The sequence below is a fragment of the Streptomyces sp. McG3 genome (assembly GCF_018619185.1).
Taxonomy (GTDB): Bacteria; Actinomycetota; Actinomycetes; order Streptomycetales; family Streptomycetaceae; genus Streptomyces.
Genome location: NZ_JAAXYC010000070.1, coordinates 1 through 16859, shown reverse-complemented (window position 1 = coordinate 16859; position 16859 = coordinate 1). Strand labels below are relative to the sequence as shown.

General features: G+C 71.3%; 16 protein-coding genes and 1 pseudogene. 7 read left to right on the top strand and 10 right to left on the bottom strand.

Annotation, left to right across the window (positions count from 1 at the left end; all coding sequences use genetic code 11):
* Positions 1-32 precede the first annotated feature (32 nt).
* From wrbA to HET64_RS14380, 3 genes are all read right to left on the bottom strand, one after another.
* Positions 33-656, bottom strand: a complete 624-nt coding sequence (gene wrbA / locus HET64_RS14390; protein WP_215105506.1) for an NAD(P)H:quinone oxidoreductase — start codon at positions 654-656, stop codon at positions 33-35.
* 127 nt (positions 657-783) lie between these two features.
* Positions 784-2076, bottom strand: a complete 1293-nt coding sequence (locus HET64_RS14385) for an ion channel protein (protein ID WP_215105504.1) — start codon at positions 2074-2076, stop codon at positions 784-786.
* A 95-nt stretch (positions 2077-2171) separates the two neighbouring features.
* Complete coding sequence (locus tag HET64_RS14380; protein ID WP_215105502.1) at positions 2172-2537, bottom strand: YbjQ family protein; 366 nt, start codon at positions 2535-2537, stop codon at positions 2172-2174.
* A 150-nt stretch (positions 2538-2687) separates the two neighbouring features.
* On the opposite strand from HET64_RS14380, the gene HET64_RS14375 reads away from it, so the two are divergent.
* A complete protein-coding gene (locus HET64_RS14375) occupies positions 2688-3413 on the top strand; it encodes a DedA family protein (protein WP_215105500.1) in 726 nt (241 codons plus the stop codon).
* Between the two features lie 162 nt (positions 3414-3575).
* Here HET64_RS14375 and HET64_RS14370 read toward each other — a convergent pair whose 3' ends face one another.
* Together HET64_RS14370 and HET64_RS14365 are read right to left on the bottom strand one after the other, a co-directional pair.
* Positions 3576-5279, bottom strand: coding sequence for a threonine/serine exporter ThrE family protein (locus HET64_RS14370; protein ID WP_215105498.1), 1704 nt, complete (start codon positions 5277-5279; stop codon positions 3576-3578).
* Positions 5280-5468: 189 nt separating this feature from the next.
* Positions 5469-5963, bottom strand: coding sequence for an inorganic diphosphatase (locus HET64_RS14365; protein ID WP_018959738.1), 495 nt, complete (start codon positions 5961-5963; stop codon positions 5469-5471).
* 113 nt (positions 5964-6076) lie between these two features.
* Here HET64_RS14365 and dacB point away from each other — a divergent pair.
* From dacB to folE, 6 genes and pseudogenes are all read left to right on the top strand, one after another.
* Positions 6077-7481, top strand: a pseudogene (gene dacB, locus HET64_RS14360) (D-alanyl-D-alanine carboxypeptidase/D-alanyl-D-alanine-endopeptidase).
* Positions 7482-7546: 65 nt separating this feature from the next.
* Complete coding sequence (locus HET64_RS14355) at positions 7547-8683, top strand: zinc-dependent metalloprotease (protein WP_215105496.1); 1137 nt, start codon at positions 7547-7549, stop codon at positions 8681-8683.
* A 186-nt stretch (positions 8684-8869) separates the two neighbouring features.
* Entirely contained in the window at positions 8870-9997 is a 1128-nt protein-coding gene (gene tilS / locus HET64_RS14350; RefSeq protein WP_215105494.1) for a tRNA lysidine(34) synthetase TilS, read from the top strand.
* Between the two features lie 98 nt (positions 9998-10095).
* Entirely contained in the window at positions 10096-10635 is a 540-nt protein-coding gene (gene hpt, locus HET64_RS14345; RefSeq protein ID WP_003968263.1) for a hypoxanthine phosphoribosyltransferase, read from the top strand.
* A 183-nt stretch (positions 10636-10818) separates the two neighbouring features.
* Positions 10819-12876: an ATP-dependent zinc metalloprotease FtsH gene (gene ftsH / locus HET64_RS14340; protein WP_215105492.1), complete on the top strand. Its 2058-nt coding sequence runs from the start codon at positions 10819-10821 to the stop codon at positions 12874-12876.
* A gap of 171 nt (positions 12877-13047) precedes the next feature.
* Positions 13048-13653, top strand: coding sequence for a GTP cyclohydrolase I FolE (gene folE, locus HET64_RS14335; protein ID WP_215105483.1), 606 nt, complete (start codon positions 13048-13050; stop codon positions 13651-13653).
* A gap of 37 nt (positions 13654-13690) precedes the next feature.
* Here folE and HET64_RS14330 read toward each other — a convergent pair whose 3' ends face one another.
* The 5 genes from HET64_RS14330 to folP form a co-directional block, all read right to left on the bottom strand.
* The gene (locus HET64_RS14330) at positions 13691-14179 is read right to left on the bottom strand and encodes a DUF3180 domain-containing protein (protein ID WP_215105481.1); all 489 of its coding nucleotides are present in this window, start codon (positions 14177-14179) and stop codon (positions 13691-13693) included.
* Positions 14180-14253: 74 nt separating this feature from the next.
* The gene (gene folK / locus HET64_RS14325) at positions 14254-14865 is read right to left on the bottom strand and encodes a 2-amino-4-hydroxy-6-hydroxymethyldihydropteridine diphosphokinase (protein ID WP_215105479.1); all 612 of its coding nucleotides are present in this window, start codon (positions 14863-14865) and stop codon (positions 14254-14256) included.
* Entirely contained in the window at positions 14862-15221 is a 360-nt protein-coding gene (gene folB / locus HET64_RS14320; protein WP_003968268.1) for a dihydroneopterin aldolase, read from the bottom strand. Before folB ends, folK begins: the two co-directional genes overlap by 4 nt.
* Before the next feature lie 190 nt (positions 15222-15411).
* A complete protein-coding gene (locus tag HET64_RS14315) occupies positions 15412-15885 on the bottom strand; it encodes a nuclear transport factor 2 family protein (RefSeq protein ID WP_215105477.1) in 474 nt (157 codons plus the stop codon).
* The gene (folP, locus tag HET64_RS14310; protein WP_215105530.1) at positions 15882-16679 is read right to left on the bottom strand and encodes a dihydropteroate synthase; all 798 of its coding nucleotides are present in this window, start codon (positions 16677-16679) and stop codon (positions 15882-15884) included. Before folP ends, HET64_RS14315 begins: the two co-directional genes overlap by 4 nt.
* Positions 16680-16859: the final 180 nt, after the last annotated feature.

The window sequence follows — 16859 nt, the reverse complement described above, 5'->3', positions numbered from 1 at the left end:
CGGTCGGGTGCGGGTCGGCTCTCGGTGCGGGTTCAGCGCTCGGCGGCCAGGCCCGCCTTGATCGCCCGGGTGAACTTCACGACCCGCTCGGCCTGCACCCGGGCGGCGGTCAGGGTCTGCTCGCCGACCGGGATGTCGCCCTGCCCGGCGACGTGGGAGGTGCCGTACGGGTTGCCGTCCACGAACTTCGTGGGGTCGGTGTACCCGGGGGCGACGAGGATGCCGCCGAAGTGGTGGATCGTGTTGTAGAGCGCGAGCAGCGTGGACTCCTGGCCGCCGTGGGCGGTGGCGCTGGAGGTGAAGCCGCTGTAGACCTTGTCGGCGAGCTGCCCCGCCTGCCACATCCCGCCGAGCGTGTCGATGAACTGCTTCAGCTGGGCGGTGACGTTCCCGTACCGGGTCGGCGAACCGAAGATCACCGCGTCCGCCCACGCCATGTCGTCCTGCGAGACCTCGGGGATGTCCGCGGTCGCGTGGACGTTCTCGGCCCACGCCGGGTTGGAGTCGATGGCCGCCTGCGGGGCGAGCTCCGCCGCCCGGCGCAGCCGCACGTGCGCCCCGGCCCGCTCCGCGTCCGCCGCGATGGCCCTCGCGATCGTGGCGACGGTGCCGGTGGAGGAGTAGTAGATGACGGCGACGTTGACGGGCGTGGGCATGCGGGGACCTCCGTCGAAGCGGGATCGATACCAGATGGCGCAAAAGCGCACGAACCAGACGATACGGAGGTTCCGCGCGTCCGGCGCGCCGGACGGGGCCTTCTCCGTGACAGTGGGGGCGTCTCCCTCAGCGCAGCGACTTCCCGTCCCCGTCCAACTGCATCTGGGCCCGCCCGGTGACCAGCAGCCAGGCGGGCAGGGTGGCGGCGCACAGCAGTGGCAGCACGGACGTGTCGCTCACCAGCACCGCCGCGGTGAACAGGCTCACCCAGCCCTGCCGGGTGACGGCCAGCAGTACGCCCAGCACCGCACAGGACACCGCGAGCGACGGCGGGACCGCGTCGACCAGCGCGTGGGCGCAGAGCCCCAGCGACACCCCGGCGAAGACCGCCGGGAAGATCCGGCCGCCCCGGAAGCCGCAGGCCGCCGCGATCACGAGGGCGGCCATCTTCACCACCGCCATCCCCGCGAACTCCCCGGCCGACCAGCCGTCCGGGTCCCCGGCGAGCACCTTCACCTCGTCGAGCCCCTTGAAGAGGGTGAGGTGGCCGCCCAGTGCGCCGAGCAGCCCCAGCGCCAGTCCGCCCAGCGTCAGGGCGAGCACCGGGTACCGCAGCGCCGTGAAGACCCGGTGGGCCACCGGGAAGGCGTACACCGCGAGCAGACCGAGGAGCGCGCCCGCCGAGGCGATCAGCAGGGCGGAGAGCAGGTCGCCCCAGTGCGGTCCCGCGTACGCCGGGAGGGAGAGGTCGAAGCTCGGCTCGGCGATCAGCGACATGGTCAGCGCGCCCGCCGTACCGGCCGCGAGCGGCGCGAACAGCCGGTCCCAGAACGCCCCGGGGCCCGGCCGCGAGGCCAGCGTCTCGGAGAGGATCAGCGCGGCGGCGACCGGGGTGCCGAAGAGGGCCCCGATGGTCCCGGCCGCGGCGAGCGACACCCACAGCTCGCCCGGCGCACCGGGCGCGAACCGCCGGCCGAGCCAGAAGGCCAGCGCGATGTTGGCCGCGGTGATCGGGTTCTCCGGCCCGAGGCTCACCCCGCCCGCCAGCGCCAGGGTGGTCACCAGGAGCAGCCCGGGCACGATGCCGGGCCTCATCGGCGCGTCCACCAGGCCGGTGGTGGCCGGATCGGGCCCGCCGTGACCGGGCACGGCCCGCAGGACGAGTCCCACCGCGAGGCCGGTCGCGGTGAGCATCACGATCATCCACAGCGAGGAGAACCGCCCCACCCCGAGCGCGTCGGGCAGGGTCTCCCAGAGCACGTCCTGGAGCTGCTCCGCCAGCAGGCTCACCCCGAGCAGGATCAGCGCGCAGGCGACGCCGGCGGCGATCGCGGGCAGCACGAGGGGCAGCAGCCGCCGGGCCGGGGCGGCCGGAGGGTACGGGGGAGCCGGCGGAGGTGCGGGGGATTCTGGGGCCACCGGCTCACCCTAGGGTGATGAAGCGGACAAAACGCCTCAATGGTGGTCCCAGTGACCCCGCGTCACGCCCGGTCCGCCCCCGCACCCCGGACGCCTCACACCTTGGTGATCACCGCCGCCGTCCCGTACGCGCAGACCTCCGTGCCGACGTCCGCCGCCTCCGTGACGTCGAAGCGCATCATCAGGACCGCGTTCGCCCCCCGGGCCCTGGCCTGCTCCACGAGCCGTTCCATCGCCTGGTTGCGGGTCTCGACCAGGGTCTTGGTCAGCCCCTTCAGCTCGCCGCCGACCATCGACTTCAGCCCGGCGCCGATCTGGCTGCCGAGGTGACGGGACCGCACGGTCAGTCCGAAGACCTCGCCGATGACCTGCGTCACCTGATAGCCGGGTACGTCGTTCGTGGTGACGACCAGCACGTCCGCCTGGGCCGCCTGGCCACCGCCGAATTCCTCAATGCCCATGTTTGTGGCACCTCCTGTGATCAGCTTCGGTCCGCTTCCCGGTATGCGCATTCCCGCTGTGCGGCACTGGAACCAAGGGCACCGGCCGGGCGTTGATAGCTTGGGGCAGCCACAGAGCCGCCATCGCACACCATCCTGGAGCCCGGACCCTTGAATACGCTTGCGCTCGGACCGAGCTGGCTGGACCCGGACTATCTGCTCAACACGTTCGGGCTCCCCGGCCTCCTCCTCATCGTCTTCGCCGAGTCCGGCCTCCTGATCGGGTTCTTCCTGCCCGGCGACTCGCTGCTGTTCACCACGGGGCTGCTGGTGACCACGGGCCAGCTGAAGTACCCGCTCTGGCTGGTCTGCACGCTGGTCGCCGTCGCCGCGATCGTCGGCGACCAGGTGGGCTATCTCTTCGGCCGCAAGGTCGGCCCGGCCCTCTTCAAGCGCCCCGACTCCCGCCTCTTCAAGCAGGAGAACGTGGAGAAGGCCCACGAGTTCTTCGAGAAGCACGGCCCGAAGTCCCTGGTCCTGGCGCGCTTCGTGCCCATCGTGCGCACCTTCACGCCGATCATCGCGGGCGTCAGCCGGATGAACTACCGCTCCTTCATCACGTACAACATCGTCGGCGCGATCCTCTGGGGCGTCGGCGTCACGGTGCTCGGCGCGATGCTCGGCAAGATCGACTTCGTGCACGAGCACATCGAGATGATCCTCATCCTGATCGTGCTCATCTCCGTGGTGCCGATCGTGGTCGAGGTGCTGCGGGCCCGCAGCCAGGGCAAGAAGGCCGCCGCGGCCGAGGCACGGGACGGCGACGGCTCGGGCCGCCCCCCGGCGGGCGGCAACGGCCCCGCCCCCGGCCAGCGCGGCCGGCACGCCAAGCGCTGACCTCGCGCCGCGTCCCTGCGCACGCACCGAAGGCGCCCCTCCCCGCAGGTCCGGGGAGGGGCGCCTTCGACGTACGGACACGCGCGCGAGGCGCGGGCAGGGGCGCGAGGCGCGGGTGGCGCGGCCGAGCGGCGGTCCGCACGGCCCCGCGGGTCCGCGCGCTCAGAACCCCCGGGTCCGCTTCGCCGCCCGGCGGCTCGCCCCGCCGACCGCGCCCGGCACCCCCATGAACAGCCGCGAGATCTCGCTCCCCAGGTTCACCCCGATCGCGATGGCCAACGCCGTCGCCACCGCCGTCGACAGCGAGGCCAGCCCCGTGTCCAGCTCGTTCTGCGCCACGCCCAGCAGACCGAAGTACGTCGCCGAACCGGGCAGCAGCGGCCCGATCGCCGCCGTGATGTACGGCAGCGAGGAATGGAACCGGTAGCGCGAGAACAACTGGCCGAACAGGCCCACCAGACCGGCCGCCACCGCCGTCGCCGCGACCGGTGAGATGCCCCCGGTCCGGGCCATCGCCCCGAAGATGATCCAGGCCACTCCGCCGTTCAGGGTGACCGCCAGCACGGTGGAGCGTTCCTGCTGGAGCAGCACCGCGAAGGCCAGGCTCAGCGCCATCGACGCCAGGATCTGGATCGCCGGCTCGTTGTACGGCGTGAACCGTGCCTCCGGATTGAGCTCGGCCCCCAGCTGGAGCCCCAGGTACAGGACGATCAGCACACCCGCGACGATCCCGATGAAGAAGTACATGACCTCCAGGAGGCGGGCCGAGGCGGTGATGTAGTAGCCGGTCAGCCCGTCCTGCACCCCCGCCACCAGCGCCCGCCCCGGCAGCAGCGCGAACAGCCCACCGGTGATCACCGCGGACGGCCGGATGTCCGTCGAATGGGTCAGCGTCAGTGCCACCCCCATCGCGGCGGGCGGCATCGCGGCCACCGTGAACTGGTAGAACTCCGGCAGCCCGCGCCCGGCGCACAGCCACGCGAGACGGTCGCCGAGCATGGCTCCCGCCGCCGCCACGACGAACACCAGGAACCCGCCGCCGACCAGCACGGAGGCCGAACCGGCCAGCAGCCCTGCGGCCGCCGTCAGCACCCACCCCGGATACGGGTGGCGATTACGGCGGATCTCCGCGAGCCGTCGGTAGGCCTCCTCCAGCGAGATCTCGGCGTCCGGGCTGGTGATGTCGTCGACCAGCCGGAACACGGCCGCCAGACGGGTGTAGTCGGTGCCCCGGCGGCGTACCGTACGGCTCGCCGTCACCGGGTCGTCGACCAGCGACGGCTGGTGCGAGATGGACAGCAGCGTGAACGTGACCGTCGGCTCGCTGCGGTCGAGACCGTAGGACCGGGTCACCGCGAACATCGCCGCCTCGACGTCCTCGGCGCCCTCACCGCCCGCCAGCAACAGCTCCCCGATACGCAGCGTCAGGTCGAGCACGCGCGGCACGGCGGGACCCGTCTCGTCGTCGGTCCGCTGGATCGCCTCCGTGGCCGGACGCTCGGTCACCGGCATCCGCAGCATCGTGCGCATCCGGTCCTGCCAGGGTGCCTCCTTGGTCAGCCTGACCATCGGAATGCCCTGCGCCGGGGTGAACGCGGGCGGCGCCTGCTGGGCGTTGTACGCGCTCGGCGGGGTGAAAGCGGAACTCAGCGTGTCGGAGTTCGAACCGCCCCCGGAACCACCGCCCGAACCGGCCGGAGCGCCCTGATCCTGGTGCACACCGGTCGGCAGCGCGAACTCCGACGTCGGATGGTCCTCCTCGGGCGGCGACGCCGGATGACTCGTCCCCGCGGGCGGGGCGAAAGCGCTCCGCGCCTCGTCGGACTGGGGCTTCTGGTCCTCAGGACCGCCCGATTCCGCCACCACTCGACCTCGTTCCTCCTCGACCGCACCACCCTGGGTGTCTCTTCCGTCGCACGTGTGCCCAGTATGGCCACGGGCATGGGCCCCGCACGCGCGGAGATGCGGGCAGCGAAACGGGCGGCACACCCGCGAGGGTGTACCGCCCGTTCCGAGACGGCCGTCCGGCTCACAAACGGAACCGGAAGAGGGACGTCAGTGCGCGCCGCCCTGCGCCTCAAGACGCTTGTACGAGGCCTCGATCTCGGCCTCCGCCTCGGTACGGCCGACCCAGTCGGCGCCCTCGACGGACTTGCCCGGCTCCAGGTCCTTGTAGACCTCGAAGAAGTGCTGGATCTCCAGGCGGTCGAACTCCGACACGTGGTGGATGTCGCGCAGGTGCTCCACCCGCGGGTCGGACGCCGGGACGCAGAGCAGCTTGTCGTCGCCGCCCGCCTCGTCGGTCATCCGGAACATGCCGATGGCACGGCACTTGATGAGGCAACCGGGGAAGGTCGGCTCGTCCAGAATGACCAGCGCGTCCAGCGGGTCGCCGTCCTCGCCGAGGGTGTTCTCGACGAAGCCGTAGTCGGCCGGGTAGCTGGTCGAGGTGAAGAGTCGACGGTCCAGGCGGATCCGACCGGTCTCGTGGTCCACCTCGTACTTGTTCCGCGAACCCTTCGGGATCTCGATGGTGACGTCGAACTCCACGGGTGGCTCCTCCATGATCAACACATACGACTGGTGATTAAGTGTCCCCCACGCAGAAGAGTGCTCGCGAAAGGGGCTGGTCAACGGTGGCCGAGCCGGTGGAAAGACCGTCGATGCGCCCGTCGGACCCGTGGGGCAGGCTGAAGGTCCTGAAGAACAGACACAACGGGTCGTACACCTGGCAGGTCATCGCAGGCTCCGCAACGCTCGGCCTGGTCGTCGCCGCCGGCGCCGTCCTCGCCGCCGGCCCCTGGGACAACGGTCAGCGTAAGGCCGAGCGGGCACTGGCAGTCACCGCGGACCGAACAGGTGGCGCACATCACGGCCCTCGGCACCACCACCCACGACGCCCCGAGGGACGCCGCCGCGCTCCGCGACACCCTCGCCCCGCTCATCGGCGCGCCCGAACTGGGCGACAAGGTCGCCGCGTCCGTCATCGACACCGCCACCGGCAGGCAGCTGTACGGAACCGGCGCCACCACCGCGATGACCCCGGCGTCCACCATCAAGATCGCCACCACCACCGCCGCGCTCTCCGTGCTGGGCCCCGACCACCGCATCGCCACCACCGCCGCACTGTCCCCCGACGCCCGCACCCTCACCCTCGTCGGCGGCGGCGACCCCACGCTGAGCAAGGCGGCCCTGCGCTCGATGGCAGCCGGCGCCGCGAAGGCCCTGCGCGAGGACGGCGAGGACCCCACGGGCCCGGTACGCCTCACGTACGACACCTCCCGCTACACCGGCCCCGTGCTCCACCCGATCAGCCCCAACGAGAACATCGCCCCCGTCACCGCCCTGATGGTCGACGAGGGTCGCCTGAACGACACGGACCGCGGCCCCGCCAAGCGCACCGACGACCCCGCCGGTGACGCCGCCCGCGCCTTCGCCGCACAGCTGAGGAAGGCCGGCGTCAAGGTCACCGGCACACCCCGCGAGGCCCGCCCGGCGGACAAGGCCCGCACCGTCGCCACCCACCACTCCGCCCCGCTCGCCGCCCTCGTCGAGCGCACCCTCACCAACAGCGACAACGACATCGCCGAGGCACTCGCCCGGCAGACCGCCATCGCCAAGGGCGAGAGCGCCGACTTCGCCGGAGCCCGCCGCGCCGTCACCAAGGAACTGAGGAAGCTGGGAGTCCCGGTGACCGGGGCCCACCTCGCCGACGGCAGCGGCCTCGACCGCGACGACCGGGTCACCCCCGCCCTCCTCACCGCGCTCCTCGCCCGCGCCGCCGACCCCGACCGCCCCGGACTGCGCCCGGTCCTCACCGGCCTTCCGATCGCCGGATTCAGCGGCACCCTCGGCGACCGCTACCGGGACGGCTCCGAAGGCACCGGCCTGATCCGCGCCAAGACCGGCACCCTCAACGGCGTCAACTCCCTCGCCGGAACCGTGGTCGACCCCCGGGGCCGCCTGCTCGCCTTCGCCTTCCTCGCCTCCGGCAGCCTCTCCGCGACCGAGGCCGAACCCGCCCTCGACGCCCTGGCCACCGCACTCGCCCGCCCGGCGGCCGAGTAGGCGCGGCACCCGAAGAGCCGTGCAAGACCCCACCACCGGGCGACGCGCTCACGTACGGTTGACGCATGACGAGCATCGGTGGTGCCCAGATGGTCGACTGGAATCTCGCGGTCGCGACCGCGACCCGACTGGTCCGGCCCGGCCCCGACATCAGCCGCGAGGAGGCCCGCGCCGTCGTCGCGGAGCTGCGGCGGCATGCCAAGGCCTCGGAGGAACACGTCCGCCTCTTCACCCGGATGATCCCCGAGGGGACCGAACCCGAGGACACCCCCGTCCTCGTCGTCGACCGGGCCGGCTGGATCAAGGCCAACGTCGCCGGCTTCCGTGAACTGCTGCGCCCCCTGCTCGCCAAGATGGAGAGCCGCCGCTCCGGCGGACCCGGCGGCGCCGTCCTCGGCGCCGTCGGCGGCAAGGTCACCGGCGTCGAGCTGGGCATGCTGCTCTCGTTCCTCGCCTCCAGGGTCCTCGGCCAGTACGAGACGTTCGCCCCGGCCACCAGAGACCTGCCCGCCTCCGCCAACGGCGGCGGACGACTGCTCCTCGTCGCGCCCAACATCGTCCACGTCGAACGCGAGCTGGACGTCGACCCGCACGACTTCCGGCTCTGGGTCGCCCTCCACGAGGAGACCCACCGCACCCAGTTCACCGGCGTGCCCTGGCTCCGCGACCACCTCCAGGGCGAGATCCAGACGTTCCTCGACGAGACCGACGTCGATCCGATGACCTTCCTGGAACGCCTCCGCGAGGCCGCCCAGTCCCTCTCCGGCGCCGGACGCCCCGAGGGCGAACAGGGCGAGAGCGACAGCCGGAGCCTCGTCGACATCGTCCAGACCCCCGCCCAGCGCGAAGTGCTCGGCCGCCTCACCGCCGTCATGTCCCTCCTCGAAGGACACGCGGACTTCGTGATGGACGGCGTGGGCCCCGACGTCGTGGGCTCCGTCTCCGAGATCCGTGAGAAGTTCCAGCAGCGCCGCGCCCAGGGCGCCGGCCGCCTCGACCAGGCCCTGCGCAAGCTCCTCGGCCTGGACGCCAAGCTCCGGCAGTACAAGGACGGCGAGAAGTTCGTACGATCGGTCGTCGAAGAGGTCGGCATGGACGGCTTCAACCGCGTCTGGACCTCACCGAACACCCTCCCGACCAAGACCGAGATCGCCCAGCCCGCCGACTGGGTCGCGCGGGTGCACCGTAAGGCCGAATCCTGACCATCAGCCCGGCCGCAGGCGGATATTGGCCCTCCAATCACCCATCCGAGGGACCGTAGGGGCATGGGAAGGCGTGCAATGCTCGATGAACAGCTTGCCTCTGTCACCATCGACGCACTCTGAGTGACGGGACTCACGCGTTCCGGCGCTCGACGCTCCTCCCGAACTCCACGAAGGGCACCGGACATGGGTCCCCATCCTGCGGTCGCGGCGATACGCCTGGCGGTCCGCCGCGTACTCCACGACGTACTCACCGAATTCCACCGGCACGCCGACCACGACCGGCCGACGGCCGAAGCGGCGAGGCGCCCCGCGCACGCCGCCCGCTCCCGCTACGCCGAGGCCGGCGCCGCGGGCCGGGTCGCTCTCCCCGACCGGCCCGCTCTCCCCGACCGGCCCGACTCCCCGCTCGTCCTCGTCGCCTGCTCCGGCGGTGCCGACTCCATGGCGCTCGCCTCCGCCCTCGCGTTCGAGGCCCGCAAACTCGCCGTCCGGGCCGGCGGCATCACCGTCGACCACAACCTCCAGCCGGGATCCGGCCTCCGCGCCGCCGAGGTCGTCACCCGGCTCACCGCCATGGACCTCGACCCCGTCGAGGCCGTCGCCGTGCACGTCGGACGCGAGGGCGGCCCCGAGGCCGCCGCCCGTGACGCCCGCTACGCCGCACTGGACGCCGCCGCCGAACGCCACGGCGCCGCCGCCGTCCTGCTCGGCCACACCCGCGACGACCAGGCCGAGACGGTCCTCCTCGGCCTGGCCCGCGGCTCCGGCATCCGCTCGCTCTCCGGCATGGCCGCCGCCTCCGGGCCGGCCGGCCGCTACCGCCGCCCCTTCCTCCAGCTCGACCGGCAGGCCGTCCGCAAGGCCTGCCTGGTCCAGTCCCTGCCCGTCTGGGACGACCCGCACAACATCGACCCCGCCTACACCCGCTCCCGGCTCCGCCACGAAGGCCTGCCCGCCCTGGAGAAGGCGCTCGGCAAAGGCGTCGTCGAAGCCCTCGCCCGCACCGCCCAGCTCTCCCGCGACGACGCCGACGCCCTGGACACCTGGGCCGCCGAGGCCGAGCTGTCCGTACGCGACGAGACCGGCCGCCTGGAGTGCGCCAAGCTCTACGTCCTGCCGCCCGCGGTACGCCGCAGGGTGCTGCGCCGCGCACTGATCGAGGCAGGGGCGCCCGCCGGCTCCCTCTTCGCCCGGCACCTCGAAGAAGTCGACCGCCTGATCACCGGCTGGCGCGGCCAGCGGGCCATCAACCTGCCCGGCCGCGTCGAGGCGATGCGGCAGGGTGGCAGACTGGTCATTCGGCAGAGCTGACGCGCGAGCGGCTGAAGTGCAGGCGAACAGCCGGCCCGGCCCGGGGCGCTTTCCCGGGCCGGCAGGCAGAGAAAGAGACGTGGGTGAACGAGAAGGACATGGGTACCGACCTTCAGTCGGTGCTCCTCACCAAGGAAGAGATCGACGCGAAGCTCGTCGAGCTGGCCGCGAAGATCGACGCGGAGTACGCGGGCAAGGACCTGCTGATCGTCGGCGTCCTCAAGGGCGCGGTGATGGTCATGGCGGACCTGGCGCGCGCGCTGTCCACCCCCGTCACGATGGACTGGATGGCCGTCTCCTCGTACGGGGCCGGCACCCAGTCCTCCGGCGTCGTACGGATCCTCAAGGACCTCGACACCGACATCAAGGGCAAGCACGTCCTGATCGTCGAGGACATCATCGACTCCGGTCTGACGCTGTCCTGGCTGCTGTCCAACCTGGGCTCCCGGGAACCGGCCTCGCTGGAGGTCTGCACCCTGCTGCGCAAGCCGGATGCCGCAAAGGTCGCGATCGACGTGAAGTGGATCGGTTTCGACATCCCCAACGAGTTCGTCGTCGGCTACGGGCTGGACTACGCGGAGAAGTACCGCAACCTGCCCTTCGTCGGCACGCTCGCCCCGCACGTCTACGGCGGCTGACCCCCGGCCGACCCGCTGGGGAACCCTCGCCGCCCTCGGGCCGTTGAAGCTGCGAAAGCAGGTTTCTCCGTCGTACCCGGCAGTCGCGGGTGACGATGCTGGGGTACCGTCCGAAGAACAGTCTTTTCAAACAGCAGCATTTACCTACGGGCAGGAGGGACGGGGCGTCTTCGCTCCGTATGGATGGACGTGAAGCGATACTTCCGTGGGCCCGTCATGTGGATCGTGCTGGCCGTCCTCGCCGTGGTCGTGTTGATGCAGGTCGTCGGCTCGTCCGGCGGCCACAAGACGGTGGACACCGGCAAGGTGATCCAGGCGATCAGCAAGGACCAGGTGGAGCAGGCCAAGCTGACCACCGGTGACGAACAAATCCTCAAGATCGAGCTGAAGAAGGGCCAGAAGCTCGAAGGCGAGTCCGGCAGCAAGTTCCAGGCGAGCTACATCGGCAACCAGGGCGTCGAGCTCGCCGACACGTTGCAGCAGAAGTTCGAGAACGGTGACATCGAGAAGGGTTACACCGTCTCGCCGTCGAAGCAGTCCCCGTTCGTCTCGATCCTCCTCTCGCTGCTGCCCTTCGTCCTCATCGTGGTCGTCTTCCTGTTTCTGATGAATCAGATGCAGGGCGGCGGATCCAAGGTCATGCAGTTCGGCAAGTCCAAGGCCAAGCTGATCACCAAGGACACCCCCAAGACGACCTTCTCCGACGTAGCGGGATCCGACGAGGCGGTCGAGGAACTCCACGAGATCAAGGAGTTCCTCCAGGAGCCGGCCAAGTTCCAGGCCGTCGGCGCCAAGATCCCCAAGGGCGTCCTGCTCTACGGGCCGCCCGGTACGGGCAAGACGCTGCTCGCACGCGCCGTCGCCGGCGAAGCGGGCGTGCCGTTCTACTCGATCTCCGGATCCGACTTCGTCGAGATGTTCGTCGGTGTCGGCGCCTCCCGAGTGCGCGACCTCTTCGAGCAGGCCAAGGCGAACGCCCCGGCGATCGTCTTCGTCGACGAGATCGACGCCGTCGGCCGCCACCGCGGCGCCGGCATGGGCGGCGGTCACGACGAGCGCGAGCAGACGCTCAACCAGCTGCTCGTCGAGATGGACGGGTTCGACGTGAAGGGCGGCGTCATCCTGATCGCCGCCACGAACCGCCCGGACATCCTCGACCCGGCGCTGCTGCGCCCCGGACGCTTCGACCGGCAGATCGCGGTCGACCGCCCGGACATGCAGGGCCGCCTGGAGATCCTCAAGGTGCACCAGAAGGGCAAGCCCGTGGCGGAGGGCGTCGACCTCGGCGCCGTCGCCCGACGCACGCCCGGCTTCACCGGCGCCGACCTGTCGAACGTGCTCAACGAGGCCGCGCTCCTGACGGCGCGCGGCAACAAGAAGCTCATCGACAACGAGAGCCTCGACGAGGCCATCGACCGCGTCGTGGCGGGTCCGCAGAAGCGGACCCGGATCATGTCCGAGAAGGAAAAGAAGATCACCGCGTACCACGAGGGCGGACACGCCCTGGTCGCGGCGGCCTCCCCCCAGTCGGACCCGGTCCACAAGATCACGATCCTCTCCCGCGGCCGCGCCCTCGGTTACACGATGGTGCTCCCGGAGGAGGACAAGTACTCCACGACCCGCAACGAGATGCTCGACCAGCTGGCGTACATGCTGGGTGGGCGTGCGGCCGAGGAGCTGGTCTTCCACGATCCGACGACCGGCGCCGCGAACGACATCGAGAAGGCCACGGCGACGGCCCGCGCGATGGTCACGCAGTACGGCATGACGGAGCGCCTCGGCGCGATCAAGTTCGGCGGCGACAACTCGGAGCCCTTCCTGGGCCGCGAGATGGGCCACCAGCGCGACTACTCGGAAGAGGTCGCGGCTCTGGTCGACGAGGAGGTCAAGAAGCTCATCGAGACCGCCCACAACGACGCGTGGGAGATCCTCGTCGAGAACCGCGACATCCTCGACGCCCTGGTGCTCGAACTGCTGGAGAAGGAGACGCTGGGCAAGGACGAGATCGCGGAGATCTTCGCCCCGCTCGTCCGGCGCCCCGCCCGGCCGGCATGGACCGGATCCGCCCGACGCACCCCGTCGACGCGGCCCCCGGTGCTCTCTCCCAAGGAGCTGGCCCTCACCAACGGCGCATCGGTCGCCAACGGCTCGGCCACCCCGCCGGAGATCGCCCCGACGGACCTGACGAAGGACATCGCCCCGTCCACCGAGGCGATCCCCGAGGAGCGTCCCGAGAGCTAGGGCCCGGTCCTGGACCGACTCCGGTGAGACCCCCGTCACGGGGGCCGACCCGGTCCCGGAATGGATGCCGCGCCCCCCAGGTTTTAGCCTGTGGGGGCGCGGCTTTTCCGTATGCCTGCGAGGTCTGAGCGCGAACCCGCGCACGGGACAGCACAGAGGAACGAGGCACAGATGACCGACCCGGTGACGTTGGACGGCCAGGGCTCGATCGGCGAATTCGACGAGAAGCGGGCCGAGGCGGCCGTACGCGAACTGCTGATCGCCGTCGGAGAGGACCCGGACCGCGAGGGCCTGCGGGAGACGCCGGGGCGGGTGGCGCGGGCGTACAAGGAGATATTCGCGGGCCTCTACCAGGAGCCCGAGGATGTCCTGACGACCACGTTCGATCTGGGTCACGACGAAATGGTGCTGGTCAAGGACATTGAGGTGTTCTCGACATGTGAACATCACCTGGTGCCGTTCAGGGGCGTCGCGCACGTCGGCTACATTCCGGCCACCACCGGCAAGATCACCGGCCTGTCGAAGCTGGCCCGGCTGGTCGACGTCTACGCCCGTCGCCCGCAGGTCCAGGAGAGGCTGACGACGCAGATCGCCGAATCCCTCATGTCGATCCTGGAGCCGCGCGGAGTCATCGTCGTCGTCGAGTGCGAGCACATGTGCATGTCCATGCGCGGGATCCGCAAGCCCGGGGCGAAGACCCTGACCTCCGCCGTCCGCGGCCAGCTCCGGGACCCCGCGACCCGCGCCGAGGCGATGAGCCTCATCATGGCGCGCTGACGCCACCGGAACACGCGATACGGGCGCGGCGACCGCCCTACGCGGCTGCCGCGCCCGTGCCGTCGTGGTCGTTGCCGTCCTCCGGGAGGCGGCAGACGCGTTCCAGGAAGAGCGCGGCCGCGATGACCGCGATGCCGGCCACGACCGCTGCGCCCGCGTAGATGGCCTGGTCGCGGCGGGGTGGGATGTCGAGGTAGCTCAGGAGGAAGACGCCGGTCCCGCCGTACATTCCGGCGACGAGGGCGGCCACCAGGGCGCTCGCCTGGCCGAAGACGACCGCGCGCGCCGCGAACAGGGGCTCGACACCCTTGGCGCCGGGGCGGCGCTCGCGCTGGGCGCGGAGGCGGGTGCGGGTGGAGAGGGCGGTCGCGAGGAGGATCGCCGCGATCGCGGCGAGCACGATCGACGCGGCCAGCGGGACGCTCGGCAGGGTGCCGAGGGAGTCCCAGAGGCGGGCCCCGCCCCAGGAGAGGACACCGGCGGCGGCGAAGAGGCCCGCCAGTACCCCGAGCCGTAGTTGCTTCACCGAGTGAGCCGCCCTTCGCGCCGCCTGTGCCCGGTCCGGCCGTGTGCCGGACCACCGTCCGTCGAGCCTAACGATTACTCCGGCAGGCGCAGTTCCAGGTCGGCGCGGGGCAGGACGCTGTCGCGGCCGACCTCGGCGAGGAGCTGGGCCACCGGGCCGGAGCCGGGCAGCTGGGCCTCGGGGTCGATGTCGTGCCAGGGGGCCAGGACGAAGGCCCGCTCGTGGGCGCGCGGGTGGGGGAGCGTGAGCACCGGGTCGTCGGAGAGGACATCGGCGTACGCCACGATGTCGACGTCGATGGTGCGCGGGCCCCAGCGCTCCTCGCGGACCCGGTCGAAGGCCTCCTCGACGGCCTGGCCGCGCTCCAGCAGGGAGGCGGGGGGCAGCGTCGTCTTCACGAGGATGACGGCGTTGAAGTACGAGGGCTGGGAATCCGCCTCGACGCCCCAGGGCTCCGTCTCGTACACCGGGGAGACGGCCTTGACCCGGAGGCCCGGGGTGTCCTCCAGGGCGTCGACGGCCCCCTGGAGGGTCTCCAGCCGGTTGCCCAGGTTGGAGCCGAGGGAGATCACGGCCATCTTGGGGTTGGAGAGCGTGACGTCGGCGGCGTCCACCTGCCGGACGACGGCGGTCGGAACCGGCTGTACGGTCGGGTCGCTCTGCCCTTCGGTGGAAAATGCAGTCATGCTCGGCTCCGGGTGATGGTGATGGTCACGTCGTCGAAGGGGACGGTGATCGGTGCGTCCGGCTTGTGCACCACGACCTCGACCTCCTGGACGCCTTCGTGCTTGAGGCACTGCTGGGCGATGCGTTCGGCGAGCGTCTCGATCAGATCGACCGGTTCGCCGGTGACCACGTCGACGACCTCCTCGGCCACCACGCCGTAGTGCACGGTGCGGGCCAGGTCGTCGGTGGCTGCCGCGGGGCGGGTGTCGAGGCCGAGCACCAGGTCGACGATGAAGGTCTGGCCCTCTTCCCGCTCCCGGGGGAAGACACCGTGGTGCCCACGGGCCTTGAGGCCGCGCAGCGCGACACGATCCACGCGAATCACTCCTGCTGTCGTTGGTCGAGAGGCACCCGGCCGCGTGCGGGCGGCGAGGTGCCTTCTTTCGAATCTACCTGCGAGCACCGGCAGTGCTCGCCCGTGGGGGCCATGGACAGCGCCTCACCGGGCTGGTAGCCGCCCATACCCGGTGGTCATCGGTTCCAACCCCTACGGGCCCCGGTCCCACTCAGGAGGGTGTTTCCTCGTCGTCGTCCTCATCGGATTCGGTCAGGACGGGCGACCCGTGGTGGGACCAGAGCTTCCAGCCGTCGGCGGTGCGCCGGAACACGTTCGTGGCGACGACCAGCTGGCCCACGAGCGGGCCCAGCGCGTTGCCCTCCTCGGCGGGGCCGCCGCTGAGGATGTTCTCGGTGCAGGTGACCAGGGCGGTGTCCTCCGTCATCGCGATGTTGACGTCGGTGAGGAAGAACTGGATGTACTCGGTGTTCGCCATGATCAGGGCGTAGCTGCGCAGTACGTCACCGCGCCCCGTGAGCACCGGCCAGCCGGGGTGGACGCAGGAGACGGTGAGGTCCTCGCCCGGCAGCCACCGGTCGGAGAGCTCGTCGTGGTCGCCGCGTTCCAGCGCCTCGTAGAAGGCGGTGTTGGCGGCCTCGACCTCCGCGATGTCGGCGGCGGCCTGTGCGTGTTCCTCGTTCACGCGGCTCCCTCGACCGCGCGGGCGACGCGGACGGCGTCGGCGGTGGCCCCTACCTCGTGGACCCGGACCGCCCAGGCTCCGGCCGACGCGGACAGCGCGGAGATCGCCGCGGTCGCCGCGTCGCGTTCGCGGGCGGGCGGCGGGGCCGAGCCGGGCCCGGCCAGGACGTGCCCGAGGAAACGTTTGCGGGAGGCGGCCACCAGCAGCGGGCGGCCCAGCGTGTGGAGGCCAGCCAGGTGCGCGACGAGCGACAGGTCGTGGGCGGCGTCCTTCGCGAAGCCGAGGCCGGGATCGATCACGATGCGCTCGGGGTCGACGCCGCCCGCGACCACGGCGTCCATCCGCTGCCGGAGCTCGTCGAGGACCTCGGCGACCACGTCCTCGTACACCGCGCGGCTGTTCATCGACTCGCTGAAGCCGCGCCAGTGCATCACGACGAACGGGACCTCGGCGGCGGCGACGGCCGGGATCATGTCCGGGTCGGCGAGGCCGCCGCTGACGTCGTTGACCAGGGCGGCCCCGGCGGCGACGGCCTGCTCGGCTACGCGCGCGCGCATGGTGTCCACGGAGACGGTGACGCCCTCGGAGGCCAGCCCCCGCACGACCGGGACGACCCTGCGCAGCTCCTCGGCCTCGTCCACCCGGCTGGCGCCGGGACGGGTCGACTCACCGCCCACGTCCACCAGGTCCGCGCCCTCGGACACCAGGTGCAGACCGTGCTTGACCGCGGCCGTGGTGTCGAACCAGCGGCCACCGTCGGAGAAGGAGTCGGGCGTCACGTTGACGACGCCCATGACCGCGCAGCGGTCCCACTCCGGCAGCCCTCGGACCGTGCCCCGCGTGCGTGTCGTACTCATACCACCAGCCTAGGGGGTGTCCGGCGGACACCTCCCTGGCCCGTCCCGTCGCCCGTCACGCCGCGCGTACCCCGTGCTCCGGGGCGCCGGGGAGCGTGTGGCCGCACGGGCGGGGGC